This window comes from Mesorhizobium sp. WSM4871 (assembly GCF_055811295.1).
This window is the reverse complement of the sequence record NZ_JBVVPU010000018.1, coordinates 46295-69265: the sequence shown is the minus strand read 5'-3', so window position 1 is coordinate 69265 and position 22971 is coordinate 46295. Positions and strand designations below refer to the sequence as shown.

Annotated in this window: 16 protein-coding genes and 1 pseudogene; 5 read left to right on the top strand and 12 right to left on the bottom strand. The window is 61.4% G+C overall.

Annotated elements, in window-relative coordinates:
• Positions 1 to 908, bottom strand: a pseudogene (locus AC0L2H_RS29305) (calcium-binding protein); the annotation flags it as partial.
• An 837-nt stretch (positions 909 to 1745) separates the two neighbouring features.
• On the opposite strand from AC0L2H_RS29305, the gene AC0L2H_RS29300 reads away from it, so the two are divergent.
• The 5 genes from AC0L2H_RS29300 to AC0L2H_RS29280 all read left to right on the top strand — a co-directional run bounded on the left by AC0L2H_RS29300 (position 1746) and on the right by AC0L2H_RS29280 (position 10750).
• The gene (locus tag AC0L2H_RS29300) at positions 1746 to 2972 is read left to right on the top strand and encodes a glycosyltransferase (RefSeq protein ID WP_473593378.1); all 1227 of its coding nucleotides are present in this window, start codon (positions 1746 to 1748) and stop codon (positions 2970 to 2972) included.
• Positions 2969 to 4252, top strand: a complete 1284-nt coding sequence (locus tag AC0L2H_RS29295; protein ID WP_473593377.1) for an O-antigen ligase family protein — start codon at positions 2969 to 2971, stop codon at positions 4250 to 4252. Before AC0L2H_RS29300 ends, AC0L2H_RS29295 begins: the two co-directional genes overlap by 4 nt.
• Positions 4253 to 4257: 5 nt before the next feature.
• On the top strand, positions 4258 to 6255 hold the full coding sequence (gene asnB / locus AC0L2H_RS29290; protein ID WP_473593376.1) for an asparagine synthase (glutamine-hydrolyzing): 1998 nt from the start codon (positions 4258 to 4260) through the stop codon (positions 6253 to 6255).
• A 1-nt stretch (position 6256) separates the two neighbouring features.
• Positions 6257 to 8470 carry a GumC family protein gene (locus tag AC0L2H_RS29285; RefSeq protein WP_473593375.1) on the top strand — a complete coding sequence of 738 codons (2214 nt, stop codon included), beginning with the start codon at positions 6257 to 6259 and terminating at the stop codon, positions 8468 to 8470.
• A 72-nt stretch (positions 8471 to 8542) separates the two neighbouring features.
• Entirely contained in the window at positions 8543 to 10750 is a 2208-nt protein-coding gene (locus AC0L2H_RS29280) for an AAA family ATPase (RefSeq protein WP_473593374.1), read from the top strand.
• Positions 10751 to 11163: 413 nt separating this feature from the next.
• Here the strand turns inward: AC0L2H_RS29280 and AC0L2H_RS29275 are convergent, their stop codons facing one another.
• From AC0L2H_RS29275 to AC0L2H_RS29225, 11 genes are all read right to left on the bottom strand, one after another.
• Positions 11164 to 12231, bottom strand: a complete 1068-nt coding sequence (locus AC0L2H_RS29275; RefSeq protein ID WP_473593373.1) for an NAD-dependent epimerase/dehydratase family protein — start codon at positions 12229 to 12231, stop codon at positions 11164 to 11166.
• 327 nt (positions 12232 to 12558) lie between these two features.
• A complete protein-coding gene (locus tag AC0L2H_RS29270; protein ID WP_107648712.1) occupies positions 12559 to 13572 on the bottom strand; it encodes a sugar ABC transporter substrate-binding protein in 1014 nt (337 codons plus the stop codon).
• Positions 13573 to 13658: 86 nt separating this feature from the next.
• Entirely contained in the window at positions 13659 to 14312 is a 654-nt protein-coding gene (locus tag AC0L2H_RS29265; protein ID WP_473593372.1) for an L-fuculose-phosphate aldolase, read from the bottom strand.
• A 26-nt stretch (positions 14313 to 14338) separates the two neighbouring features.
• Complete coding sequence (locus AC0L2H_RS29260) at positions 14339 to 15115, bottom strand: SDR family NAD(P)-dependent oxidoreductase (protein ID WP_473593371.1); 777 nt, start codon at positions 15113 to 15115, stop codon at positions 14339 to 14341.
• Between the two features lie 305 nt (positions 15116 to 15420).
• Positions 15421 to 16251: a GntR family transcriptional regulator gene (locus AC0L2H_RS29255; RefSeq protein WP_107648710.1), complete on the bottom strand. Its 831-nt coding sequence runs from the start codon at positions 16249 to 16251 to the stop codon at positions 15421 to 15423.
• 227 nt (positions 16252 to 16478) lie between these two features.
• Positions 16479 to 17540 carry a Fic family protein gene (locus tag AC0L2H_RS29250; protein ID WP_473593370.1) on the bottom strand — a complete coding sequence of 354 codons (1062 nt, stop codon included), beginning with the start codon at positions 17538 to 17540 and terminating at the stop codon, positions 16479 to 16481.
• Positions 17541 to 17628: 88 nt separating this feature from the next.
• Positions 17629 to 18876, bottom strand: a complete 1248-nt coding sequence (locus AC0L2H_RS29245; RefSeq protein WP_473593369.1) for an MFS transporter — start codon at positions 18874 to 18876, stop codon at positions 17629 to 17631.
• 8 nt (positions 18877 to 18884) lie between these two features.
• Positions 18885 to 19337, bottom strand: coding sequence for a MaoC family dehydratase (locus AC0L2H_RS29240; protein ID WP_473593368.1), 453 nt, complete (start codon positions 19335 to 19337; stop codon positions 18885 to 18887).
• Positions 19334 to 19795: a Zn-ribbon domain-containing OB-fold protein gene (locus AC0L2H_RS29235; protein ID WP_473593367.1), complete on the bottom strand. Its 462-nt coding sequence runs from the start codon at positions 19793 to 19795 to the stop codon at positions 19334 to 19336. The genes AC0L2H_RS29240 and AC0L2H_RS29235 overlap by 4 nt, the downstream gene beginning before the upstream one ends.
• A complete protein-coding gene (locus AC0L2H_RS29230; RefSeq protein ID WP_473593366.1) occupies positions 19792 to 20952 on the bottom strand; it encodes a thiolase family protein in 1161 nt (386 codons plus the stop codon). The genes AC0L2H_RS29235 and AC0L2H_RS29230 overlap by 4 nt, the downstream gene beginning before the upstream one ends.
• Entirely contained in the window at positions 20949 to 22901 is a 1953-nt protein-coding gene (locus tag AC0L2H_RS29225; RefSeq protein ID WP_473593365.1) for an acetoacetate--CoA ligase, read from the bottom strand. The genes AC0L2H_RS29230 and AC0L2H_RS29225 overlap by 4 nt, the downstream gene beginning before the upstream one ends.
• Between the last annotated feature and the right edge of the window lie 70 nt (positions 22902 to 22971).

Sequence of the window (22971 nt, the reverse complement as noted above, 5' to 3'; positions counted from 1 at the left end):
CCCCCCCCCCCCCCCCCCCCCCCCCCCCCCCCCCCCCCCCCCCCCCCCCCCCCCTTTTTTTTAATGATACGGCGACCACCGAGATCTACACTCTCTCCGTCGTCGGCAGCGTCAGATGTGGTATAAGAGACAGCGGTAGGCTCGGTAGGAGCAGTTGGCGTCCCGGTATCACTCGAATTGTGTTCCCTGAAAAAGGCCTGCAGGGTCGGAGAGTGTTCAAGCGCGGTGTCGCCTTCCTGCTCGCCCCAGGCATAGGCAAAGTCGAAGGCGGGATCGGGGACCAGCTTTTCCCAGTGGTCGATCATGGTCTGCAACTGGTCCGTCGTGGGCATGACATATTTGCCGCCCGTGTTGGTCGTCCAATTGCCGCCGCCGAACGTCTGGTAGACCGGAACGATCTGGCTGATCGGGATGCCCGATTCCACCGCGGCCGCCACCGATCTGTCGATCATGTCGTAGTCGACGGTGCTGGTGCCGGTGCGCACCGGATAGGGGTCAAGGCCGAACAGATCGATATGGGTGTTGGCATAGTTGTAGGTGTTGGAATAATCCGGGTTTGCGGCGGAGCCCATGTCCATCAGGGTGATGAAGGTCTTGGCGCCCGGCACATTGGAATGGATATAGTCGGATTCCGCTCGCAGGTCGGCCGCGTCCACCTGGGTGTGGTACTTGCCGGTTGGATCCGGCTCATCGACGAGAAAGAACCCATACAGCTTCGGATTGCCTATGAACGGGGTGACCTTGTCGATGAAGGATTGGGTTACGCCTTCGCCCTCGTTGAGCCAGACCAGGCCTTGCGAACCCTCTGGCAATTCGTTGAGCTGCTCGACGGTTTGAACATCAACCAGGTTGAAGCCGGCGGTTGTAACTTCGCTGGCGGTTCCGCCAGCGGCAAAGTGGAGAGCCATCTACAATCCTTTGTCTCATTCGATAGCGCCCCGCTGCCGCCTGCCTACTAGAGGTATATATTAGCGACAAATCACATACCGACACCCTTTGATAAAATCATTGATCGCCAACGGGATTTCAGGGTATTTGAAAGATAAATTTCCTGACAACCGCAAAACTACGGAAAAAATAGACGCTTCTCTTCCAGGTATAGTTCTTGAACTCTACTACACAATACCACAGTTTTTGACCGACATGCTGTGAATGCGCCGGCCTCGTTGGTAATTTATGTTACTGTGTATTTTATAGGCATATTATTTTGTTAGTGTTTTGCGCGAAATCTTTCGGACTACCGGCAAAGTCGGCAGAGATTAAAGCAGGTGCGAACCTGATTGCATCCTCGCCATCGCGACTGAATTTGTTGTGCACATAGATGGCAGATACTCGCTCCCGCCCGGTCTCAGCTGAGGTTACCGACGTCGCATAGGTTCAGCCGACGAATCGAGAGCCTATTTGAGCGATGCCGAAGCGCTCGCGAAATGGTTCCTCTCAAGCGTCGCCACGCGCGACAGAATATGCGTTGCAGATATCAGCCACACGGTTGTTGCAAGCGCGTCAGGCGGTGAGTTTCCCAGCTCGGCCAGTTGATCCACGTCGAGGCTTGCCGAAGTGTGATGCCGCAGCGCGATCCAAACCCGTTTGCCTCATCTAAACAGACGAGGACAGTAGACCAGCCTGCCCCTACCGTGACCTTGGCGACATACGCGCACAAATGGCGAAACCAAGAGCATGAAAGCAGAATCGAAAGCCGGCCACCGCCCGCTATTAGGGTATGGCGCAGGGTCAAGGGAGCGAGGATGAATCCGCATCTCGTATGTGTCGGGGGCGAGGATCACGCCTTGAGGATCCCGTTCCTGATGTCGTTGCGCGAAAAGGGTTTTCGGGTCACTGCGGTCTCGAGCGGCAGTGACGCCGCGTTTTTGCGGCATGGCATTCCGCATCGCCAATACGGTTTCGACCGATTTTCCAGTGGCGGTGGACAATGGGGCACTGTCAGAACGATCAGAAAATTGATGTCGGAACTCCAGCCGGACGTTGTCCAAAGCTTCGACACCAAACCGAACCTGCTGACGCCGCTTGCGGTGCGCGGACGGTTTCCAGTCATCCGCACGATCAATGGCCTGGGCTGGACATTCTCGTCGCTGGAACCGCGCGCTCTGGCTCTGCGTCCCGTCTTTTGCGGATTGCAATGGCTTGTCTCCTTCTGGACTGCCGCGACAGTGTTCCAAAATCGGGACGATCAGTCCTTTTTTGAGCGCTACAGGTTAATCCGACGCGGCAGCGGGCGGCTGATCCGCAGTTCAGGAATCGATGTCGATGCGTTCGCCATGGCAAGGCATCTTGCCCCGCCGGCGATGAAAATGCGTGAAGAGCTCGGGCTCGACCAGTCCGCCGAAGTCGTCATTTTCGTCGGTCGGCTGACCCGCCAGAAGGGTATACCGACACTTCTCAAAGCTGTCCCACAGATCCTGTCCAAAAGGCCCAATGCACGTTTCGTGCTCGTCGGCCCTTGGGAATCCGAGGGCCCATTTGCCGTCGATAAAGCAGAGATCGATCGCTATGCTCCCAATGTCATCGCCTTGGGTCCGCGACGCGATGTTCCCGCCCTTCTCGGCATGGCCGATATGTTCGCCTTTCCCACGGAATATCGGGAGGGGATCCCGCGCGTCCTGCTGGAGGCAGGACTGGCAGGGTTGCCCATCGTCGCCTCGAGAATGCCTGGCTGCAACGATGTGGTTGAAGACGAATGGAACGGCTACCTCGTGCCACCTCACGATGCCGATGGCCTGGCGTCTCGAATAATAGACGTGCTCTCCGACCGCGAGCGCGGAAAGCTCATGGGCGGCCGTTCCGTCGAGCTCGTCCGGGAGCAGTTCGCGCTGCCCTTTGTTGTCGATCAGTATTGCGATCTGTACAAAAACGTCCTTGGCGCCAAATCCCATGGCGGCTTGGCTCGACCTGTGTCCCCGATCTTGCTCGAAGAGGGCGCCGCTGAGCCCGAAATGGGAGGGGTACGCCGATGATCCGGGACGCGTTGCTGGCCGGTGGCGTTGCGATGGCCTATGCCGCGCAGCTCAGCATTCCAGGGATGCCTTTCGGATATACCGAATTGCTGCTGTCGCTTTGGATCATGCTGTCGATCGGCCGAATAGTCATGGGTGGTCGCCTGGAGGCCACGCCGGCCCTGTATCACCTTGTGACTTTCTGGGTGATCATGACCTTTGCCTGGGGTGTCGGTCTCATCACCGGCTTGTTGACCTCGGTTGAACTGCTTGCGGCGCCTGTCCACGATATGACGGCCTATGTGCTGTTGGCCTGCGTCACCTGCCTCTCCGCCGCCGAGCCCGACGCCGAACTTCATCTACGCCGCACCGTCTGGTGGGTGATCGGCATAGCGGATGCGTGCTTTCTCTTTCAGCTGGCGCTCGGGTGGGGCGTTATCCACCAAGCCGGTGTCGACCCATGGTTCTGGGATCGCTTCGTCGGCTGGTCTGAAAATCCCAACCAACTGGCGCTCTATTGTGCACTCTTTAGTCCGCTGGCTTTGTATCTTGCAACGACCACCGGCAATCTATGGGCGCGGGTATATGCGTTAAGCAGCATTGGCCTGATCTTCCTTGTCGGGAAGCTGACAAAGAGTGATACCTTTCTTCTTACAAGCATCCTTACCCTCCTGATATTTCTTGGATTGCGTGTTCGGACATGGTTCGCTTCCGGTAACAAAGTCACCGTTTTCCGCCAGGTGACTCTCCTGTTGGCGATCGGCTTTCTTCCCCTGGGGATGTCGATGGCACCCTACGTTGTCACGGAGTTTGGCAACGTCGAAGATATCGCCAAGAGCCTCAGCCGCGGTGGGGGCGGCGAGGAGACGACGGAGACTGCTGAACTTCGCTTCATCCTCTGGAACGATGCATTGCATAAGGGCGTGACTTCAGGGTCTCTGGGCCTTGGACCCGGCCCGCATGTGGACCGCCCGCTCGCGGTCTATAAGCAGTTTCGACGCGAACCTTTCGAGGCCCACAGCACTTATCTCGATACGTATACTCAAGGTGGTTTGATTGCGGTCCTGGCCCTGCTCTGGATCCTTGGCTCAGCCACCCTGGCCGCTTGGCGTGCGAAGGCCGATGCCCTGTTGGCGTTGATGTTGTCGATCCTTTTTTATGGGTTTCCGCACCTGATCGTCCGACACCCGATCGTGTGGTTTGCGGTCACCCTATGCCTTGTTGTCGGAACGTCGCGAACAGTTTCAACGTCACGAGCAGCTTCAGTGACCCCCACTCGAACTTATAGCTACGCGGGGTAACGGGGATGTGTGGGATTGCCGGAATTCTTCTTGCACCTAATGCAACCAGTGCGAAGCCACTGAGGGCAATCGTGCAGATGACGACGGCGCTGCGCCATCGCGGGCCCGATGGCGAAGGCTTCTGGACAGATCGTGAAGCCGGCATTGCATTCGGACACAGGCGCTTGGCCATCGTCGATCTGTCGGAGGCGGGACACCAGCCGATGCTTTCGGACGGTGACCGATACGTCATCACCTTTAATGGCGAGATATACAATTTCCACGATTTGCGCCGCGAACTTGAAGGCGAGGGCCATCGTTTCCGCGGCAGCAGCGATACCGAAGTCATGCTGTGCGCGATCGAGAATTGGGGACTCGATACCGCACTCAAGCGCTTTGCCGGCATGTTCGCGTTTGGACTGTGGGACAGGAAGACGAGGACCCTTCATATCGCCCGCGACCGAATGGGCAAAAAACCGCTCTACATTGCCTCTACACGCGACGCACTGGTTTTTGCCTCCGAATTAAAGGCGATCAACCGTTTTCCAGATTTCCGTCAGGAGGTTAATCTCGATGCGGCGGCGGCGATGCTGTCGAGGGGATGGGTGCCGGATAACAGTTGCATCTGGCAAGGCGTGTTCAAGCTGCCTCCCGGCTCGGTTCTGTCGCTGACGGCTGCAGATTTCGCTAACGCACGCAGTGCCGAGTCCCTTTCGGACCGCATCCGACAGTGGTGGTCTCTGGCCGAGGTCGCAGAGAAAGGTCGGCTGGAACCAATCGCCGGCACCGACGAAGAACTGACAAATGAACTCGACGATCTGCTGAGACTTGCCGTCCGGCAACGCATGGTCACCGATGTGCCGCTGGGCGGCTTCCTGTCCGGCGGCGTCGACAGCTCGGCTGTTGTGGCCCTGATGCAGGCTCAGTCCTCAAAACCTGTGCGCACGTTCACGATCGCATTTGGAGAAGGCGGATTCGATGAGGCGCCTCACGCCGCCGAGGTCGCCAGGCATCTGGGCACCGACCATACGGAACTTCATCTTTCGCCTGCCTCCGCGCGCGACATTATCCCAGAACTGCCACAGACTTGGGACGAGCCGTTCGCCGACGAATCACAGATACCGACTCTGCTCGTTGCACGGCTGGCTCGCCAGCACGTCACGGTGGCTTTGTCGGGCGACGGTGGCGACGAGTGTTTTGCCGGTTACGCCCGCCACCTCATGGCGGCCCGAGTGAAACGGCAGCATGGGCTGTCGTTGCCGATGCGTCAGACGCTTGCGACAGGTATCGGATTACTTGCTCGTGCAGCCCGTCATGATCTCGTCAGCAAGCTGCCGCTATCTGCTCATGCCCGGCATGCGCTGCGGAGCGATCGGCTGGATCGGCTGGCTCGGCTGCTGGCAGCGGCGGATGAGGATGAACTCTATCAACGGCTGATGGGATCATCGACCGAGAACCTCACTCATCACAGACCCCCTATTTCGGCCAATGGCACACCACCGCTTGATGGCCTGCTGTCGCGTCTGCTGTACGACGACATGGTCGGCTATTTGCCCGGCGATATACTGGTGAAGCTGGACCGCGCCAGCATGGCCAACAGCCTCGAGGGACGATGCCCGCTTCTCGACCATCGGGTCGTTGAATTCGCCTGGCGCCTGCCGGCGGACGTGATGGTTCGCCACGGCAGAGGCAAGTGGATCCTTCGTCAGTTGCTGCATCGCTATGTTCCGGAGCGGCTGATCGATCGGCCAAAACAAGGTTTCGACGTTCCCATAGCCGTGTGGCTGAGGGGGCCGCTGCGCATCTGGGCCAGCGATCTTATCGCCGATATGCGTCTCTCCGGGGACGGGATCTTCGACTTCACAAAGGTTGAGGCCTGCTGGCGGGATCACATCGACGGCAGGCAGGATCATTCTCGTGATTTGTGGGCGGCATTGATGTTCCAGGCATGGCGCAACGAGACCACGCGCCCGTCGGCGCCCGCAAAGGATCTTTCTCGCATTTTCGAACTGGCAGGAGTGTAAGATGGAAGGTTCCATAGTCAGCCGCATTCAACTTCCGCGTGCGACTGAGATGCATGTAAGCGCGCGTGAGACCAAGCCACGCATGAGGCGGCCGCTGCGCGAGCAGATCGATACGGAGAACCCCTTACATCAACTTCTCACGACCATCGCGAGACGAAAATGGTTCCTGCTGGGCATGGTCGTCCTGGGCGGTGTCTTGGCGGGACTCGCGGGTCTTGCTCGCTCTGTCGAGTTCGAGGCCACCACGCAAATCATTCTGGATGCACCCGGCAGGAGCGGGCCTAACGGCACGGATCTGGGGATGCTGGATGCCACCATTGACGACAATATAACCACGCTCACGTCGCAAGGGCATCTGCGTCGCGTAGCGGCGGCATTACGCAAAATGGATGCTGGCGGCGCTGCTGCACAAAGTGATTCCGGAACCGGCGATGCTCGCCCCAACCCCGTTCGCGATGGCCAATCGAATTCGCACTCTTATGCAGGTGGTCTGTTCAGCAGAATTTGGCCGCAGAGCAAACCGGAGGACTTGGAGGCGGCTGAACTGAAGGCGTTGCGAAAGGACTTGAGGGTTGGGCAGGAACTGCGATCGAGAGTGATCACGGTCGGCTTCACCGATAACGATCCGACGCGCGCGGCCATGGTGGCTAATACCTTCGCCCAATTGTACATCGACGATCTCGCAACCAGGCATCAGGCATCGGACAAGCTGGAACTCGCCTCGATCGTTGCCGCCTTGCCAGGAGTGCAAAGCGATCTGGCGGAAGCGACCGATCGCCTGGAGAAGTATCGGCTGAGCCATGGCGCCGTTGATCAAGGCGCCGCGGACAGCGCCGCTAGGGAGACGGCCGATCTCAGCCAGCAGATTTCCTTGTCGAGAGCGGATTTGTCAGCCTCGGAAGCTCGTCTTCAACATATTCAGGACCTGCAAAAGCAAGGGGCGTCGGTATCCGCACTCGCCGAAGCGATGGGGTCACAGGTGCTGGCCGACCTGGCGGTGCGCCAGGCCAGCGGCACGGCCAATGAAGACCTGACCAATGCGATCAACCTCGAGATAGAACGAGGCACTGCCCGTATCGCCGCGGAAGCGGAGATCTACCGCACCCAGATCACGACTCTGGAGACACGCAAGAACGTACTCGATGCGGTCGCGGCCGATACAGCCGGCCGGCTGTCCGGACTGCGTGCGCTTGAGCCGCAGGTCAGCATCCTGACGCAGCGATACAATCAGCTCCTGACGCAACAGCAGGAGTTGAAACAGCGCATTGCATCGCCCTCGGCCGGAGTCTCGGTCCTTTCAGCCGCATGGCCGCCGACGAATCCAAGGACCCTGTCGCCAATTTTCCTTATCCCACCCGGCATGGTCGTGTTTGGCCTCATAGGCGGGGTCTTTGTCGTTCTTCGCAACCGCCTCGATCAGACTTTGCGCGGCGTGGCCGAAGCTGAAGCAGCGCTCGGGGTTCCTTGCCTGGGGCTGATACCTCAAGCTCCCACAATGCACGCCAAGCGACTGCAGCAGCTGGTTTTGGCCCAGCAGAAGTCCAGATACAGCCGCGCCATAACATCCCTGCTTGTCACCGCAGCGCCCAAGCCGGCCAGGAACCGCTCATCGCATGTCATTCTCGTCACATCCAGCGTGCAGGACGATGGCAAGACCGAGCTTGCATGGAGCCTGGCCTTGGCTGCCACCCGACTGGGCGGCAGAGTGCTTTTCCTCGATCTTGACGGCACGGGCGCGCGCCTCACGACCGAGTTTCTGGACGAGTTCACAGCGCACAAGCCACACAATTTCTTCGGAGACTATGTGAGTGACCGCTGTGCCTTGCACGACGCAACCGTCGCAATGCCGGAGATCGGGATCGACTTCATGGCTCTTGGGCCATCGGAGGATCTGCTGGCGCTGCTGTCCACGACCGACAGTTCCCTGTTCACCGATGAGCTACAGTCGATCTATAGCGTCGTCATCATAAATGGACCGCTGGGGCTTGGAGGGCCAGAGGCCGGGCTTCTGACGAACTGGGCCAACGCGATTCTTTTCGCCATCCGCTGGGGCAAGACACGGCGCAGCATCGCGCGCGGTGTTCTGGAGCCGCTTGCGAGCGATACGTCGACTTCGGTCCCTGTCGGGAGCGTCCTCACCCAGGTCGATCTCAAGAAGCACGCCAGCTATCATTTCGGGGACAGTGCTGATCTCTTGCTCGAGAGAGTGTCGTGAGCGTCACACGCGACTTCCAGGCAATGATAGTCGCAGAAATCGCGCGGATATCGCCACGATCGGATTTGTCCCATGATCATTGAACTCTTCGGACCACCTGGATCCGGCAAGAGCACTTTTGCTCACGCCCTTGCGCAGCGGCTGCGCGGGCAGGGGTACAACGCCACGGTCGCCCGCAATCACGCGCCTCGCGAGAGGGGGTCGAGCGTCGATCTTGGACTCTTTCTGGCTATTTTCAGGATCTTGTCGGCAATTTTCTCGACATTGAAAATATTGCTTTCTCCAAGAGGCAGGATCAAAGACCTTTCGACGTCCCTTTCCATGACAAGAATGATCCCGCCAAAAAAACGAATATGGCGGGCTCGGCTCTGGCAGCACATATTGAAACTCTCGCGCCGCTGGGATGAGGCGAAGCAATCCAGAGACGTGGTCATATTCGATCAGGGCTATGTCCAGGCGGTTGCATCACTGGCAATGTTCAATGGAACCGTGGACAAGGCCGCCCTCGCAAAGGCCCTCAGCCTCGCGCCCACCGCTGATTTCACGCTCAGAGTTGTTGCGCCACGCTCGATCGTGGAGACGCGCTTGCAGCAGCGGATGGAGCATGAGGCGCCTGGGGAGCGAATTTTCGAAGCGGATTTCGACACGAGCATGCGCGCTTTTGGGCTATTTCAAAGCATTAATGACATTCTGGCAGGATCCGACCGACAAATCATTCCGATCAACACCCTCAACGACCGGTCCACGTTGGAGGGCATCGAGTGTGTCGAGCAGAAGATAATCTCAAGAATTCTGCAAGCCGGAGGTCGACCTGCGGTCCAAGGCAGCCAAGATGAGGTGTTCGAGGCCAGTGTAGATGACTACGGAGATGTGAAGACGGCGCGAATTCCTGCTGTCTCTCCTGCCGCGGCAGATGTCGTTTCGCGCCCCAACCAGGACATGGGCCGAAGCCTGGGTTATGCCACCATCTTCGCTCTGATGATCTATGTCGGTGGCGCAGGATTGACCAGTCTGGCGCAGTTGTTGATTGCACGCCTCGTCGGTTCCACCAGCTATGGCATCTATTCCTACGTCCTGTCCTGGACCTCCGTGCTTGCCTATCTTGCAACACTTGGTTTCAACATATCGCTATTGCGCTTCGTGTCGGCCTACAGGGCCAAAGGGCGGCTTGACCTGGCGCACGGCGTAATCAGGTTTGCCCTGCAAAGGGCGCTGGCAGCGGCAACACTGTTCGGCGTCACAGGCGCCGTCTTGATCTTTTTCTTTTCGGATCCTTCCCACAAGGAACTTGAAATCAGCCAGCTTCTGGGCATGGCGGCAGTGCCCCTGGTCACCGCCTACGCCCTGGGGGCGACACTTGTTCGTTCTTTCGGCGGCGGTGTCTCGGCCCTTTTGCCGGAACGCATCGTGCGCGACGGCCTGTTGTTAACGATGCTCGGACTGGCGGCCTTGTCGGGAGCGTGGACCCTTGACGCCACCTTGGTGATGAAGACGGTATTGATCAGCTCGGGCATTACAGTCGCGCTGGTGTATATCCTCGCGACACGATTTCAGCCGATCGGGTTGCGGCAAACCGACCCCTGCGACGCGTCGCAAGAGTGGTGGGCCGTGGTTCCGCCGATCATGCTCATGGCCGGGCTTGACGTTTTCATCAACCGCGCCGGCGTCATGGTGCTGGGCTGGACAGGTCATATCAAGGATGCTGGAATCTTCGCCCTGGGACTGAACGTCGCGTTGCTTGTGGGTCTTTCCGTGGCTGCCGTCGGGGTGATGTTTTCGCCCGCGGCGGCGGCGCTGCATGCCCAAGGCGACCGCAAGGGTCTGCAGCAGCTATTTTCACGCGCCTCGATACTATCGGCCTTCGGCGCCTTGGCGATGGCCATCCCGCTGGTTGTGATCGTCAGACCTCTCATGAGCTGGTTCGGCGACGATTTCAGCACAGGAGCGCCCATCGCGCGGATCCTGATGTGTGGATATGTCGTTGTCGCTTTCTGCGGACCGCAACTGAACTTGTTGACGATGACCGGCAACGAATGGGCGGCGGCTGTAGCCATGATCATCGGCGCGGCCGCCGGCGTCCTGGGCTGCGCCGTGGGGATCGAGCTCTACGGCCCACTGGGCGCCGCGGTGGGTCTCGCACTTGCCCTGGCTGTTTGGAATGTGGTCATGGCGATCTTCATCAGCAAACGATTGAAAATCATGCCGGGGCTGCTCTTTGCGCTGATCTCGCTCAAAACCGGCACCGTTAACCGCCAGCTGCGATACTGGTTCTTACACTGACATCGAGCTCTGAGCAGTTGCAGGGACTTTACGACAAAGCCCGTTCGAAGGATTGTTCAAGCGGCCGTTGGCCGGCTTCGGGCGGGACGGGGTCGCGGCTCAGAATTGAGGGCAGTACATCCCCCTGCCAAACGGAGCCGGGGCCGCGCGTGACCTGGACGTCCACTCTGGGAACGACCGCTAGAGCCGGATGATTTCAGGTCAAGTCGACCTGAATCTGTAAATCAGAGAGATAGAGCATGATGTCGTCGGAAAACCGCTTCACACTTTTCGGCATCATGCTTTAGTCAAATCTCAGCTGAAAACCCCGCAGGCCTGGCAGCTCTGAAGCTGCGGCCGGCGGGGGCTTTGATTTCAATTTCGTATTCGCTGCGCTCGGGGCATCGCCGCGTCTCGACAGACGCGACCGATGTTCACACGTGCATCAGGATCGGTTGCTGCGTGCGCAGCTCGGCATCGGTTCCATGAAACTGTCGATACCATTCGACAAAACGATGCACGCCGTCCTCGAGCGTTGTTGCCGGTGCGAAACCGACGGCATTGCGAAGGTCGCTGACGTCGGCGCGAGTCTCCAGAACGTCGCCGGGTGGCAAAGGCACATCCTTGCGCAGTGCACGACGGCCAAGGGTCGTTTCGATGATCGAAATCAACCGGTTGATCTCCTCGGGCTGGTCATTGCCAATATTGTAGACGCGATGCGGCGCGGAGCTTGTAGCCGGATCAGCGGTATGAGCATCCCAATTCGGATCGGCGCTTGGCGGCGAGGCGAGTGTTCGAACCACGCCCTCGACGATGTCGTCGATATAGGTGAAGTCCCGCCAGACACGTCCGGCATTGGCCACTTCGATTGTCTTCCCCTCGATGATGGCCCGCGTGAATATGTAGACCGCCATGTCGGGTCGGCCCCAGGGGCCGTAGACGGTGAAGAAGCGCAGTCCCGTCGCGGGCAGGCCGAACAGATGGCTGTAGGAATGCGCCATGAATTCGTTTGAACGCTTGGTTGCGGCATAGAAGCTGACGGGATGGTCGGCGCCATGGTGTTCGGAAAAAGGTATCGTTCGATTCGCGCCATAGACGGAGCTCGACGAGGCGTAGACGAGGTGGCTGGCGCCGACGTGCCGGCAGCCCTCAAGCACATTGAGAAATGCCACGATATTCGACTGCACATAGGCGTGCGGATCAACCAGCGAATAACGCACCCCGGCCTGTGCCGCCAGATGCACAAAGTGTGACGGCCGAAAGTCTGAAAAAAGCGACTTTACGCGCGCCTGGTCCGCCAGATCCATTCGCAACGGAATGAACCCCGGCTCGGCGCAGAGACGCGCAAATCGCGCCTCCTTGAGTCTTGGATCATAGTAAGGGGTGAAATTATCGACACCCACGACTTCCACACCGAGATGCAGAAGCCGTAAGGCCACGTGAAACCCGATGAAGCCGGCCGCGCCGGTGACGACAATCGGCCCCTTGCGGGCCAGGCCCATCACGGAGTGATCCGATTGCGATCGGGTGGATTTGTTGTATGGATCATTGCCCAACTTGTCGGCCTTTCGAACTGTCGCCCTTCGAATTCGTTTCGACTCTGGCGAATTCCGCTGGATCCCGAGTTTACGTCCGCTGAAATCGTACGCCGGCTTAGGGGGCCAGGCGCACTGGCGCCATAAGCTGCTCAGCTATGTTGAAAACGGTTCTGAGTGCGATTGCCTTCGTGGGCGGGGGGGGGGGGGCCCCCCCCCCCCGGGGGGGCCCGCCCCGCCGCCCCCCCCCCCCCCCCGGGGGCCCCCCCCGAACGGTATCAGGCTTGGGAGGCCTTATTTCACGCCAGCCTTCTCGGCAGCATCAAGGAACGGCTTGCCGGTGACGGCGGCGTTCTCCTTGTTGATCAGCACGGCAGGCACGAAGGTGAACGGCGGTACCTTCTGGCCGGCCAGGAACTTGGCCACGTTCTGCACCGAGGTCTTGCCGATCTCGTAGGGCTGCTGGGCGGCGACGGCGGCGGCCGGCGACTTCGCGTCCATCACCATCTTGATGACTTCCGGGCTGCCGTCGATGCCATAGGTCTTCAACTCCTGCCGGCCGGCGGCCTCGGCGGCCTGGGTGGCGCCGATCTGCGGCACGTCCCAGCACGCCCAGACCGCGTTGAGCGAGCCCTTCTCAGGCGACTTGGTCAGCATGTCGGTGATGTTGGAATAGGCCGCCTGGACTGTGTTCGGGATGACGTCGCGCAGTTCCGGCTCGACGATCTTCACGTCCGGGAACGAGGACAGCACATATTTCATCTGGTCGTAGCGGATCTTGCAGACCGGCACGGAGTAGAAGCCGTTGAAGACGAGAACGTTGCCCTTGCCGCCCATGTCGGCGACCATCTGCAGGGCGATTTCGGCACCGATATTGTAGTTGTTCGAGGTCGTGTTGTTGATCGCATGGGGCGTCGCCGTATCGACGGTGAACAGCGGAATGTCGGCCTCGCGGATCTTGGCGAGCCACGGGTTAAGCACTTCAAGATTGCCGAGCACCTCGACGATGGCGTCGGGTTTCTGGGCAATCAGCGTCTGCAACTGTGCGATCTGCTGCTGGTCCTTGCGGCCGGCGTCGAGCGCGATCGCCTCGCCGCCAAGCGCCTTGATCTCGTCCTGGATGCCGCGGAACGCCATCAAATCCCAATAATGATCGGTGCCGACGATGGAAACGCCGATGCGCTTGCCCTTGAGGGAAAGCTCCTGGGCCTGCGCGGCAGACAGGACGAACTGGAGACTGCACGCAGCCGCCAGCGCGATGGCCGCCGTCTTGAGAATGCCGTGTGATCTGCTTTGTTTGTTGGACATTGGTTTCCTCCACTTTGCCTTCAATAACCCTCAGAACCCGCTCTGAAGGACCTCACCGGTTCGATCCGGCAATTCGTTCGAAACGCTCATGCGGCATCGGAATCGCGATGGCCGTAGCTGGCCATCCTGCCGATCACGTTCTCGATCTCCTCATCCGAGAGCACAGGCGGCTCGCCTATCTGCAGACAGCCATGATATTGCCGCGCCAGCGTCTCGACCTCGACCGCCAGCCACATGGCGTTGTCGAGGGACGTGCCGACGGCAATCATGCCGTGATGCTCCAGAAGACAGGCCTTGCGGCCCTCGAGTGCTGCGACCGCGTTGACCGAAAGCTCGGCCGTGCCGAAGGTCGCATAAGGGGCGCAGCGTATGTCGCTGCCGCCGGCAATGGCGATCATGTAGTGGATCGCCGGGATCTTCCTGCCCATGATCGCGATCGTCGTGCAATAGTTGGGGTGGGCGTGAACGATCGCATTGACCTCCGGCCGCGCCTTGAGGATGTCGAGGTGGAAGCGCCACTCGCTTGAAGCGTCGAGCCTGCCTTCGACGTCGCCGGCCCAGTTCATGAACACGATGTCCTGCGGCTTCAGCGTCGCGTAAGGCGTGCTGGTCGGCGTGATCAGCATGCCTTCGCCGTGGCGCACGCTGATGTTGCCTGACGTGCCCTGGTTGATGCCGACCCTGTTCATCTCGATGCAGGCGTCGATGATCGACTGGCGTATTTCGGTGTCTGCCGACATGTAGTTTCCCATTGCTTGCCGACCCATCACCAGGCCGTATAACCGCCGTCGATCGACAGGATCGCGCCGGTGACGTAGCTCGAGGCTGGCGACGCCAGGAACAGGATCGCCGAGGCGATCTCCTGTGGCTCGCCGCAGCGCGCCATCGGCGTCATGTCCATCCACACATTGAAGAGTTCGGGGCGGTCGCGCATTTTCAGTGTCATGTCGGTGGCGACATAGCCGGGGGCGAGCGCGTTGACGCGCACGCCCATCGGCGCCCATTCGACGGCGAGCGCCTTGGTCAGCATATGGACCGCGCCCTTGCTGACCATGTAGGACGCCGCACTTTGCGGACGGTTGACGATCACGCCCGACATCGAGCCGAGATTGACGATGCTGCCCTTGCCCTTCGCCACCATGTGGCGGCCGAAGGCGCGCGAGGCCCAGTAGACGCCGTTGACGTTGATGTCCATGACCAGCCGCCATTCCTCGTCGGGCGTGTCGAGCGCCGAATTGAGGCGGGCAATGCCGGCGCTGTTGACGAGAATGTCGATCTTTCCCAATTCGGCCGCCAGATCGGTGGCGGCGGCTTCCAATGCGTCCGGATCGGTGACGTCGAGCGGCCTTGTCGAGACGCTGGTGACACCCGCGTCCGCAAGCGCTGCAACCGCCGCGTCGAGCCCGCCCTGGTCGAGGTCGATCAACACGACATGCGCGCCGCAGGAGCCAAGCGCCTTGGCCGCTTCGAAGCCGATGCCGCGCGCGCCGCCGGTGACCACGGCAACCTCGCCATCGAGATCCAGTTGACGCCTGTAATCCATACTCTTCCTCCGCGCCGGAACACGGCTCCGCCTCGCGCAAGGCAACAGCTTTGCGCCCGTCGCCAGCCATCGGGGCGACGCCTCAGATCCGATCTTCCGAAAACTCCTCCCGTCACCCCTGCCGGATGACGGTCCCCGTCACCCGGGGATGACGAATTCGTCACCCGGGGATGACGAGTTCCATCACCCGGGGATGACGGCATGAGCAAACCCTAAGGTTGTTCCACGCTCATGTCAATCTGGTTATTACCAGAAATAATATTTCTGCAAGCCGGGCAAATCGGCAATGTGTTGCCTTGGCATCCCTATGCGTTGGTCGCGCTGCTCTGCTCGATAGACATGTGGATGCGCGCCACCGACGAGTTGTAGAGCGCCTGGTAATATTCGAGCGCGGCGCCATCGGCATCGTAGGCGATCGATTCGATCGAGATCAGCGGCGTGGTCGGCGCCACGCCCATCCGCTCCGCCTCCTCCAGCGTCGGCATTGCGGCAGTGAACCAGCGCTCGGCCCGCAGCACGGTCAGGCCATAGCGCTCCCTGATCGTCTGGAAGACCGACTGGTTCTCGATGTCGACGGTCTCCAGCCCCGGCACCTTATGGCCGGGCAGGCTGATATGGGTGAGCGTAATCGGCGCGCCGTCGGTCATGTAGACACGGCCGATGCGCACAACGCTGCCGGTCTCGGGTATGCCGAAGACGCTGCTTTCCTTTTCGCTGGGCGGGCAGCGGTAGAATTCGAACGTGCGGGTCGAAACGACATGGCCCTTGGCCGTCAAATCCCCGAACACTGAGAGGTTCGAGGTCATGAAGTCGACATGCTCGCGCGGCGCCGCCACGAACATGCCCTTGCGCGGCATCTTGATGACGCGGCCGCCATTGGACAGCGAACCGATGGCAGCCCGCACCACGGGGCGCGACACGCCGAAGAAATCACACAGCGCCTGTTCGGACGGAATGCGCGAATTGGCGGCCAGCACGCCGGTGTTGATCGCCTCCTCGATCTGGTTGCGCAGTTGCACCCAGAGCGGCGCGGCGTTGTCGCGGTTGAGCTGGATCTTCGCACCGATATCGCGGAAGGCTTCTGCAGCCTCCGCGTCTTCCTGGTCGTAGCGCGGTCTTCCCCGGGTCTTCAGCATCCACCCACCTTGAACTCTAGAGCGGCTCATCGTTTCACGGAAACGATGAGCCGCTCTATCTCTTCTTTTTGCGCAGCTCCGGACGGAAAACCGTGTCACACTTTTCCTGGAATTGCTCTGGGCCCCGGTCGGCAAACCGGGCACCGGCATTATCGCCGTGCCTGATACACTCAATCTTTACGCGAGAAATCAAGCCCGGCGGTGAACCATCGCTGTGAGCCGGCAGTCTAGCCGGTCTGGCCGTTGCCATACCATGTGCCCTTCCCAATTCCATGCTGCGCCAAGTGCTTTGCATCAACCAACATTGCCAGATGTTTTTTGACGGTGTTGCGGTTTGCACCTGTCAGGTTGACGATCTCGCCTATAGTCATGCGTCCGCGCTCCTTTATGCCTTCAATGATTTGAAGTGAGAGTTCTGGCAGCGTGCCGAGCACGAGACGCTCGCGCTCGATTTTCTTTTCAAGACGCCGCTTTTGCTGCTGAAGGGCGCGCAGGAAATACACAGCCCAGGGCTGCCAATTCGGCTTCGGACTGCGGATCGTTTTCTGGGTCTGGCGAAGGGCCAGATAATAGCCCTCCTTGCTGCTCTCGATCACGCTTTCGAGCGAAGAGTAGGGCACATACGCGTAGCCGCTGCGCATCAGCAGGAGCGTCGTCAGAACGCGCGACAGCCTTCCATTGCCGTCCTGAAACGGGTGGATCTCCAGAAACACCACAGTGAAGATTGCAACGACGAGCAGAGGATGCAGGCTTTGCTCGTTGAGCGTACCGCGCGTCCACTCGATAAGTTCCTTCATCCGCTTTGGCGTATCGAAAGGCGTCGCCGTTTCGAAGATGACGCCAATCTCTTTTCCCTCGGAATCGAACGCACTGACGTTGTTGGCGAGTGTCTTGTACGCGCCGCGATGACGCTCATCCTTGTTGCTGAACGCCAGCAGGTCACGGTGCAGCTGTGTGACGTGGTTTTCGGTCAGATCAATCGCATCGAAATGCGCAAAGATCATTTCCATGACCTGCGCATATCCCGCGACTTCCTGCTCGTCGCGGGATTCGAAGGATTTGATGTCGAGGTTAGCAAGCAGCCGCTCGACTTCTGCGTCCGTAAGCTTGCTGCCTTCGATACGGGTTGAAGAGCCAATGCTCTCGATGGTCGCAACGCGGCGCAAAGCCGAGAGACGCTCTGGCGCGAGCGTGCCCAGCGCTCGCCAAGCCCCCTTGAACTCGTCAATCTCCGAGACGAGGGCAAGGATTTCGGGGGTAATTTGCAGGGAATTGACCTTCAGAACCATACCCAAAAATATACCCAAAAATACCCAAAAGATCAAGAAACGGCCTTTTACCCAATAAATGACCCAAAAATACCCAAACGAGGTTTCACTAGCGCTTGCCGCCGGCCATCTTCGCGGCCGCCGGCAGACGCCGCAGGGCAAGCATGGCCGCCGCACCAATGAATGGTCCCGGCACCAGCAGCAGGAACGCCCAGCGCCAGCCGCCGAGCAGCGAAGCGACCTGCGGAACCAGCCAGATCACCAGCACGGTCAGCGCGAAGCCGAGCCCGAGCTGGACGGACAGCGCCGTACCGACAAAACGCCGGTCGCCGAGTTCGGTCACCGCCGCCGAAAACTGCGCCGAATCACCGATGATCGACATGCCCCAGACAATCGCGACCAGAACAAACAGCCAAAGCGGCCCATCGAAGACAAACCCGATCAGCAGCGCGCAGAGGCCGGAAACGAGCATCAGGCCTGATGTGGTGAAGGTACGGCCGAAACGGTCGGAAAGCACGCCGCCGAGCAGGCAGCCACCGACACCGGCGGCGATTGCGCAGAACGTCAGCAGCGACGCCATCGCCGGCGAAACCTGCTGCGCTTCGAGCGCTGCGCGGGCATAGGCGAGCAGCCAGGCCCACATGGCGTAGAGCTCCCACATATGGCCGAGATAGCCGATGTTGACGAGGACCAGCGGCCTGTCGCGGAAGACCCCACCGATCTGACGGGGATCAAAGACCGCCTTGCCGAAGGGATACGGCCCCTCGCCGGCGAAGAACCAGAATATAGCAGCGCCGACGATAGTCGCCATGGTCGCGGCGACGACCACCAATTGCCAGTCGAGCGCACCGCTCAGCGCTCGGAACAGATGCGGCAGCGACGAGCCCAGCGTCAACGCGCCGATCACGGCGCCGAGCGCCAGCCCCCTGCCCCGCACGAACCATGTCGAGACCAGCTTCAGGGCGGGCGGATAGACGCCGGCAAGCGCGACACCGGTGAGGATGCGGGCGCCGACCAGACCGACCGGCCCCGGCTGCAGCAGCAGGCAGGCATTGGCGGCTGCGGCAAGCAGGGCGGAGAGCGCCATCAGCCGGTTCAGCCTGACGATGTCGGGCAGGTTGACCAGGCTCGACGCCAGCGCGCCGGCGACGAAGCCGATCTGCACGCCATTGGTCAACCAGGCCTCGATGGCGCCGGACAGGTGCCACGCCGCTTTCAGCTCGGGCGTGATCGCGGTTGCCGAGAACCAGGTGGTCAGCGACAGCACCACGGCGAGGCAAAGCAGGGCAAGGACGCTCCAGCGCTGCGCATCGTCGACACCGTGCATAGCGCCCGGGATGGCCCGCGAGAGCGCCATCCCGTCGCTCAGGCCCTGGCCAGCGGCACGGTGAACACCGTCGCGGTGCCGGTCAGGCAGATGTCGCCGGCTTCGTTGCGCACCGAGGTCTCGATCTTGCAGATCGGCTTGTCGGGACGCACCTCCTTAATCTCGACGCGGCCGGTTATCATCTCGTCAACGCCGACAGCCTTGACGAATTTCCAGCCGACTTCGAGGAACACCGTGCCCGGGCCGGGAAGGTCTTCCGCCACCAGCGCATTGAGGATGCCCGAGGTGACGCCGCCCTGGACGATCAGCTTGCCGAAGACCGAGGCCTCGGCCAGCGCCTTGTCGTAGTGCAGCGGATTGCGGTCGCCGGTCATCTCGGTAAACGCCTCGATGTCCTCCAGCCGCGTGCGCCGCGAACGCTCGGCGAAGGCGCCGACTTGCGGCCGCCCCTTGATGACGCCGAACCAGCCGTCCTTGGTCTCTGTGCTCATGGGCGTGTTCCCTCTATGGTTGGGTTGTCTGGTGAGCCGGCACCGGCCGACGGTTTGAAGGCGGGCAACAGGCGGCCGCCGATCCGAGTCGGCACGAGCACAAGCGGCTGCCCGACGGCGCAGGCGGCTTCGTCGGCCACGATGAAGCTCAACATGGTCGGGCCTTCCTCAAGCTCGACCAGGCCGACGACATAGGGAGCCGCCGGCAGCCAGCCGGGATGGCCGGGCTTGTGGACGGCCGAGAAGGATTTCAGGCGACCACGGCCGGAAGCCTCGCGCCAGGCGAGGCGGTCGCTCCAGCAATGCGGGCAGATCGGCCTGGGATAGAACACCGCCTTGCCGCAGGCCTCGCAGGACTGGATCACCAGCCGCCCCTCGGCCGCCGCCTGCCAGAACGGCGCCGTCAGCGCGGTGATCGTCGGTCCCGGCGTCTTCAAGAGATCGAGATCGGCGCTCATTGATCCGCTCCCAGCACCAGCGCGGTTGCCTCGCTCATCGTCGCGCCATTGCCGGTGACGAGAGCCAGCCTCGCATCGGCGATCTGCCGGCCGGTCGCCTCGCCGCGCAGTTGCCGCACCGCCTCCACGACATGGGTCATGCCGCCGGCAAGGTCGGGCTGGCCGAAGCCGAGCTGGCCGCCATGCGTATTCAGCGGCCCATCGCCGGTGGGACCGAGATCGTGGTCACTCACCCAGCGGCCGAACTGTCCTGGAGCGCAGAGGCCGGCATCCTCGATCGTCGCCGCCACCATGATCGTGTAGCAATCATAGAGCGACAAAAGGCTCATCTGGTCGGCACGCGTGCCCGACTGCGCGAAGGCGCGTGCCATGGCCGGCTTGAGCGGGCCGGAGGTCAGGCTCGGCGCCTGCGAAACGGCGCGGTGCGTCACCTTCTCGCCGGCGCCCAGAAGATGCACGGCAGGCTTTGCCAATTGCCGCGCGCGCTTGGCCGAGACGACGACGACTGCCTCGCCGCCGGCGACCGGCATGACGATTTCCAGGAGATGCAAGGGCGAGGCGACCATGGGCGAGGCCAGCACATCATCGACATCAGCCGGCTTGCCGTAGAAAATTGCATCGGGATTGAGCTGCGCGTTGCGGCGCGCCCAGGCGGCGATCGCGGCGAAATCCCGCGCCGTCGAGCCATGCTCGGCCATATGCGCCTGCATCAGCAGCGCATAGGAAATGTTGGCGCCCGACGCGCCGAACGGCACGTCGAATTCACGGATCGGGTTGCGGTTGGGCGAACGGGCCGGCACCTCCTCGCGGGTGTTGGCCAGCACGCACAGCACCGCTTCGCACATGCCCGCCTCGATCGCCGCCGCCGCCCGCCAGACCATGCCGGCGCCGGAGGCGCCGCCGAGATCGACGACATTGGCCATGTCGGGGTTGAGGCCGAGATATTCGGCAACCGTCGCCGGCACATGCTGCGGCGTCTCGCCGACCTGCGGTCCGACCAGCAGCCCGTCGATATGGCCAGGTTCGAGCCCGGCATCGAAGACTGCCAGCCGCGACACTTCGGCGATCATCTCCAGCGTCGTGCGTCCTTCGGTGCGCCGCGTTGGTTTCAACTCGCCGATGCCGGCAATGGCGCCACGTGATCGTGCCGCGCTCATGCCGCCTGGCTCCGGTCGAGCAGCCGGTATTCGTCAAGCGCCTCCGGGTTGGCCAGCGATCCCAGGTTCTTCACCGCCTTGCCCTCGATGACCGTGCGGGCGGCGCCCTCCACCCGCTTGCCGTTCAGTGTGTAGGGTATGGCCGAGACGGCATGGATGCGATGCGGGACATGGCGGGGCGATACCTGCTCGCGGATATGCTTGCGGATGCGCCGGGCGAGATCCGCGGTGAGTGTGCCGCCCTCTTTCAGCTTCAGGCAGAGCAGGATTTCCTCGTCGCCGGTGATCGGCGCGCCGAACACCAGGCAGTCCTCGATCTCCGGAAATTTCTCGCAGGCCGCGTAGATCTCGGCGGTGCCTATCCTGACACCGCCGGGTTTGAGCGTGGTGTCGGAGCGGCCGTGGACGATGGCCGAACCATGCACCGTCATCTCGGCGATGTCGCCATGCGTCCAGATTTCGCGGCGCGCGGCAAAATAGGTGGCGTGGTAGCGCTCGTCGCCGCCCTCGCCCCAGAAAGTCAGCGGCATCGAGGGGAACGGCTCGGTGCAGACGAGGTCGCCCTGGGTGGCGATAACAGGCGCGTTGCGCTCGTCCATCACCGCGACCGCCAGTCCGAGCCCTTTGACCGTCAGATGGCCCCGGCGCACCGGATGCAGCGGCGAGCCCAACAGGAAGCAGCCGATGATCTCGGTGCCGCCGGAGATCGAGGCGAAGATCATATCGCGCTTGACGTTCTCGTAGACCCAGTCGAACTGGCCTGATGAAACCGGCGCGCCGGCCGACAGCAGCGAACGCAATGCCGACAGATCGTGCCTGGTGCCCGGCGCATAGTGCTCGTCGGCGAGCGTCGCCAGATATTTCGGGCTGATACCGAAATGGGTGACGCCAGCCCGTTCGGCGACACGCCAGAGCGGGCTCGGGTCGAGTCCATTTGACGCCTTGAGGATCGGCGCGCCGTCATAGAGAACGACGGCTGCATTGCAGGCGAGGCCGGAGATCAGCCAATGATACATCATCCAGGCGGTATTGGTGTACCAGCTCATGACGTCGCCCGGCCTGACGTCGCCATGCAGCAGATGTTCCTTGACGTGCTGGAGCAGGACGCCGCCGGTGGAATGCACGATGGCCTTGGGGGCGCCCGTAGTACCTGAGGTGTAGAGGACATAGGCCGGGTGCGAGAACGGCACGCGTTCGAAGGCGAGGTCCCCTTCCCTGCCAAAGGCCTCGAAGCCGATGCAGGAAACGCCGGCCGGAGCCTGCACTGTGGCTTGGTCGCCGCAGATCACCAGCGTCGTCAGGCCAGGCATGCCGGCGGCGATCTCGCCAAGCCGGCCGGCAATATCGTGATCCTTGCCGCCATAGCGGTAGCGCGGCGTGGCGAACAGCACCTTCGGCTCGATCTGGCCGAGCCGGTCGAGGATGGCCGAGACGCCGAAATCCGGCGAGCAGGATGACCATACCGCGCCGATGGACAGTGTGGCGAGCAGCGCCGCCAGCGCCTCGACGCGGTTCGGCAGGATGCCGCCGACCCGGTCGCCGCGCCCGACGCCGGCAGCCTTCAGGCCATGCGCGGTGCGGGCGACCATGGTCCGCAATTTGCCGCGGCTGTAGTTGCGGAAATGTCCGGTTTCGTCGGCCTCTACGATGGCAAGTGCGTCGTCGTCGCCGCGCAGCAGATTCTCGGCAAGGTTGAGGCTGGCCTCGGGAAAGAAGGCGCTGCCGGTCATCGGCGCGGACGGATCGGCGCGGAACGCAGTCGCGCCCGGATCGCCGATGACACCGGCGAACTCCCAGACGGCGCGCCAGAAGGCGCCCTTCTCGCCAATCGACCAGCGATGCAGCGTCTCGTAGTCGTGCGGATCGAAGCCGTTTTCAGCAGCGAAACGCGCAAGGCCACAGTTTTTGAACGCGGCCGAGGCCGGCGTCCAAAGCACGCTGGATGTCATCCTGGTCCTCCCGGAAATTCGTTTGGCGTTTTCGCTCTTGGCTGTACGCCCGACACCAGCTAGAATATTG

Excerpts from the sequence above, each read along its gene's own strand:
- AC0L2H_RS29300 (WP_473593378.1), top strand. The coding sequence starts at position 1,746 with ATGAATCCGCATCTCGTATGTGTCGGGGGCGAGGATCACGCCTTGAGG.
- AC0L2H_RS29295 (WP_473593377.1), top strand. The coding sequence starts at position 2,969 with ATGATCCGGGACGCGTTGCTGGCCGGTGGCGTTGCGATGGCCTATGCC.
- asnB (WP_473593376.1), top strand. The coding sequence starts at position 4,258 with ATGTGTGGGATTGCCGGAATTCTTCTTGCACCTAATGCAACCAGTGCG.
- AC0L2H_RS29285 (WP_473593375.1), top strand. The coding sequence starts at position 6,257 with ATGGAAGGTTCCATAGTCAGCCGCATTCAACTTCCGCGTGCGACTGAG.
- AC0L2H_RS29280 (WP_473593374.1), top strand. The coding sequence starts at position 8,543 with ATGATCATTGAACTCTTCGGACCACCTGGATCCGGCAAGAGCACTTTT.
- AC0L2H_RS29275 (WP_473593373.1), bottom strand. The coding sequence starts at position 12,231 with ATGGGCCTGGCCCGCAAGGGGCCGATTGTCGTCACCGGCGCGGCCGGC.
- AC0L2H_RS29270 (WP_107648712.1), bottom strand. The coding sequence starts at position 13,572 with ATGTCCAACAAACAAAGCAGATCACACGGCATTCTCAAGACGGCGGCC.
- AC0L2H_RS29265 (WP_473593372.1), bottom strand. The coding sequence starts at position 14,312 with ATGTCGGCAGACACCGAAATACGCCAGTCGATCATCGACGCCTGCATC.
- AC0L2H_RS29260 (WP_473593371.1), bottom strand. The coding sequence starts at position 15,115 with ATGGATTACAGGCGTCAACTGGATCTCGATGGCGAGGTTGCCGTGGTC.
- AC0L2H_RS29255 (WP_107648710.1), bottom strand. The coding sequence starts at position 16,251 with ATGCTGAAGACCCGGGGAAGACCGCGCTACGACCAGGAAGACGCGGAG.
- AC0L2H_RS29250 (WP_473593370.1), bottom strand. The coding sequence starts at position 17,540 with ATGGTTCTGAAGGTCAATTCCCTGCAAATTACCCCCGAAATCCTTGCC.
- AC0L2H_RS29245 (WP_473593369.1), bottom strand. The coding sequence starts at position 18,876 with ATGGCGCTCTCGCGGGCCATCCCGGGCGCTATGCACGGTGTCGACGAT.
- AC0L2H_RS29240 (WP_473593368.1), bottom strand. The coding sequence starts at position 19,337 with ATGAGCACAGAGACCAAGGACGGCTGGTTCGGCGTCATCAAGGGGCGG.
- AC0L2H_RS29235 (WP_473593367.1), bottom strand. The coding sequence starts at position 19,795 with ATGAGCGCCGATCTCGATCTCTTGAAGACGCCGGGACCGACGATCACC.
- AC0L2H_RS29230 (WP_473593366.1), bottom strand. The coding sequence starts at position 20,952 with ATGAGCGCGGCACGATCACGTGGCGCCATTGCCGGCATCGGCGAGTTG.
- AC0L2H_RS29225 (WP_473593365.1), bottom strand. The coding sequence starts at position 22,901 with ATGACATCCAGCGTGCTTTGGACGCCGGCCTCGGCCGCGTTCAAAAAC.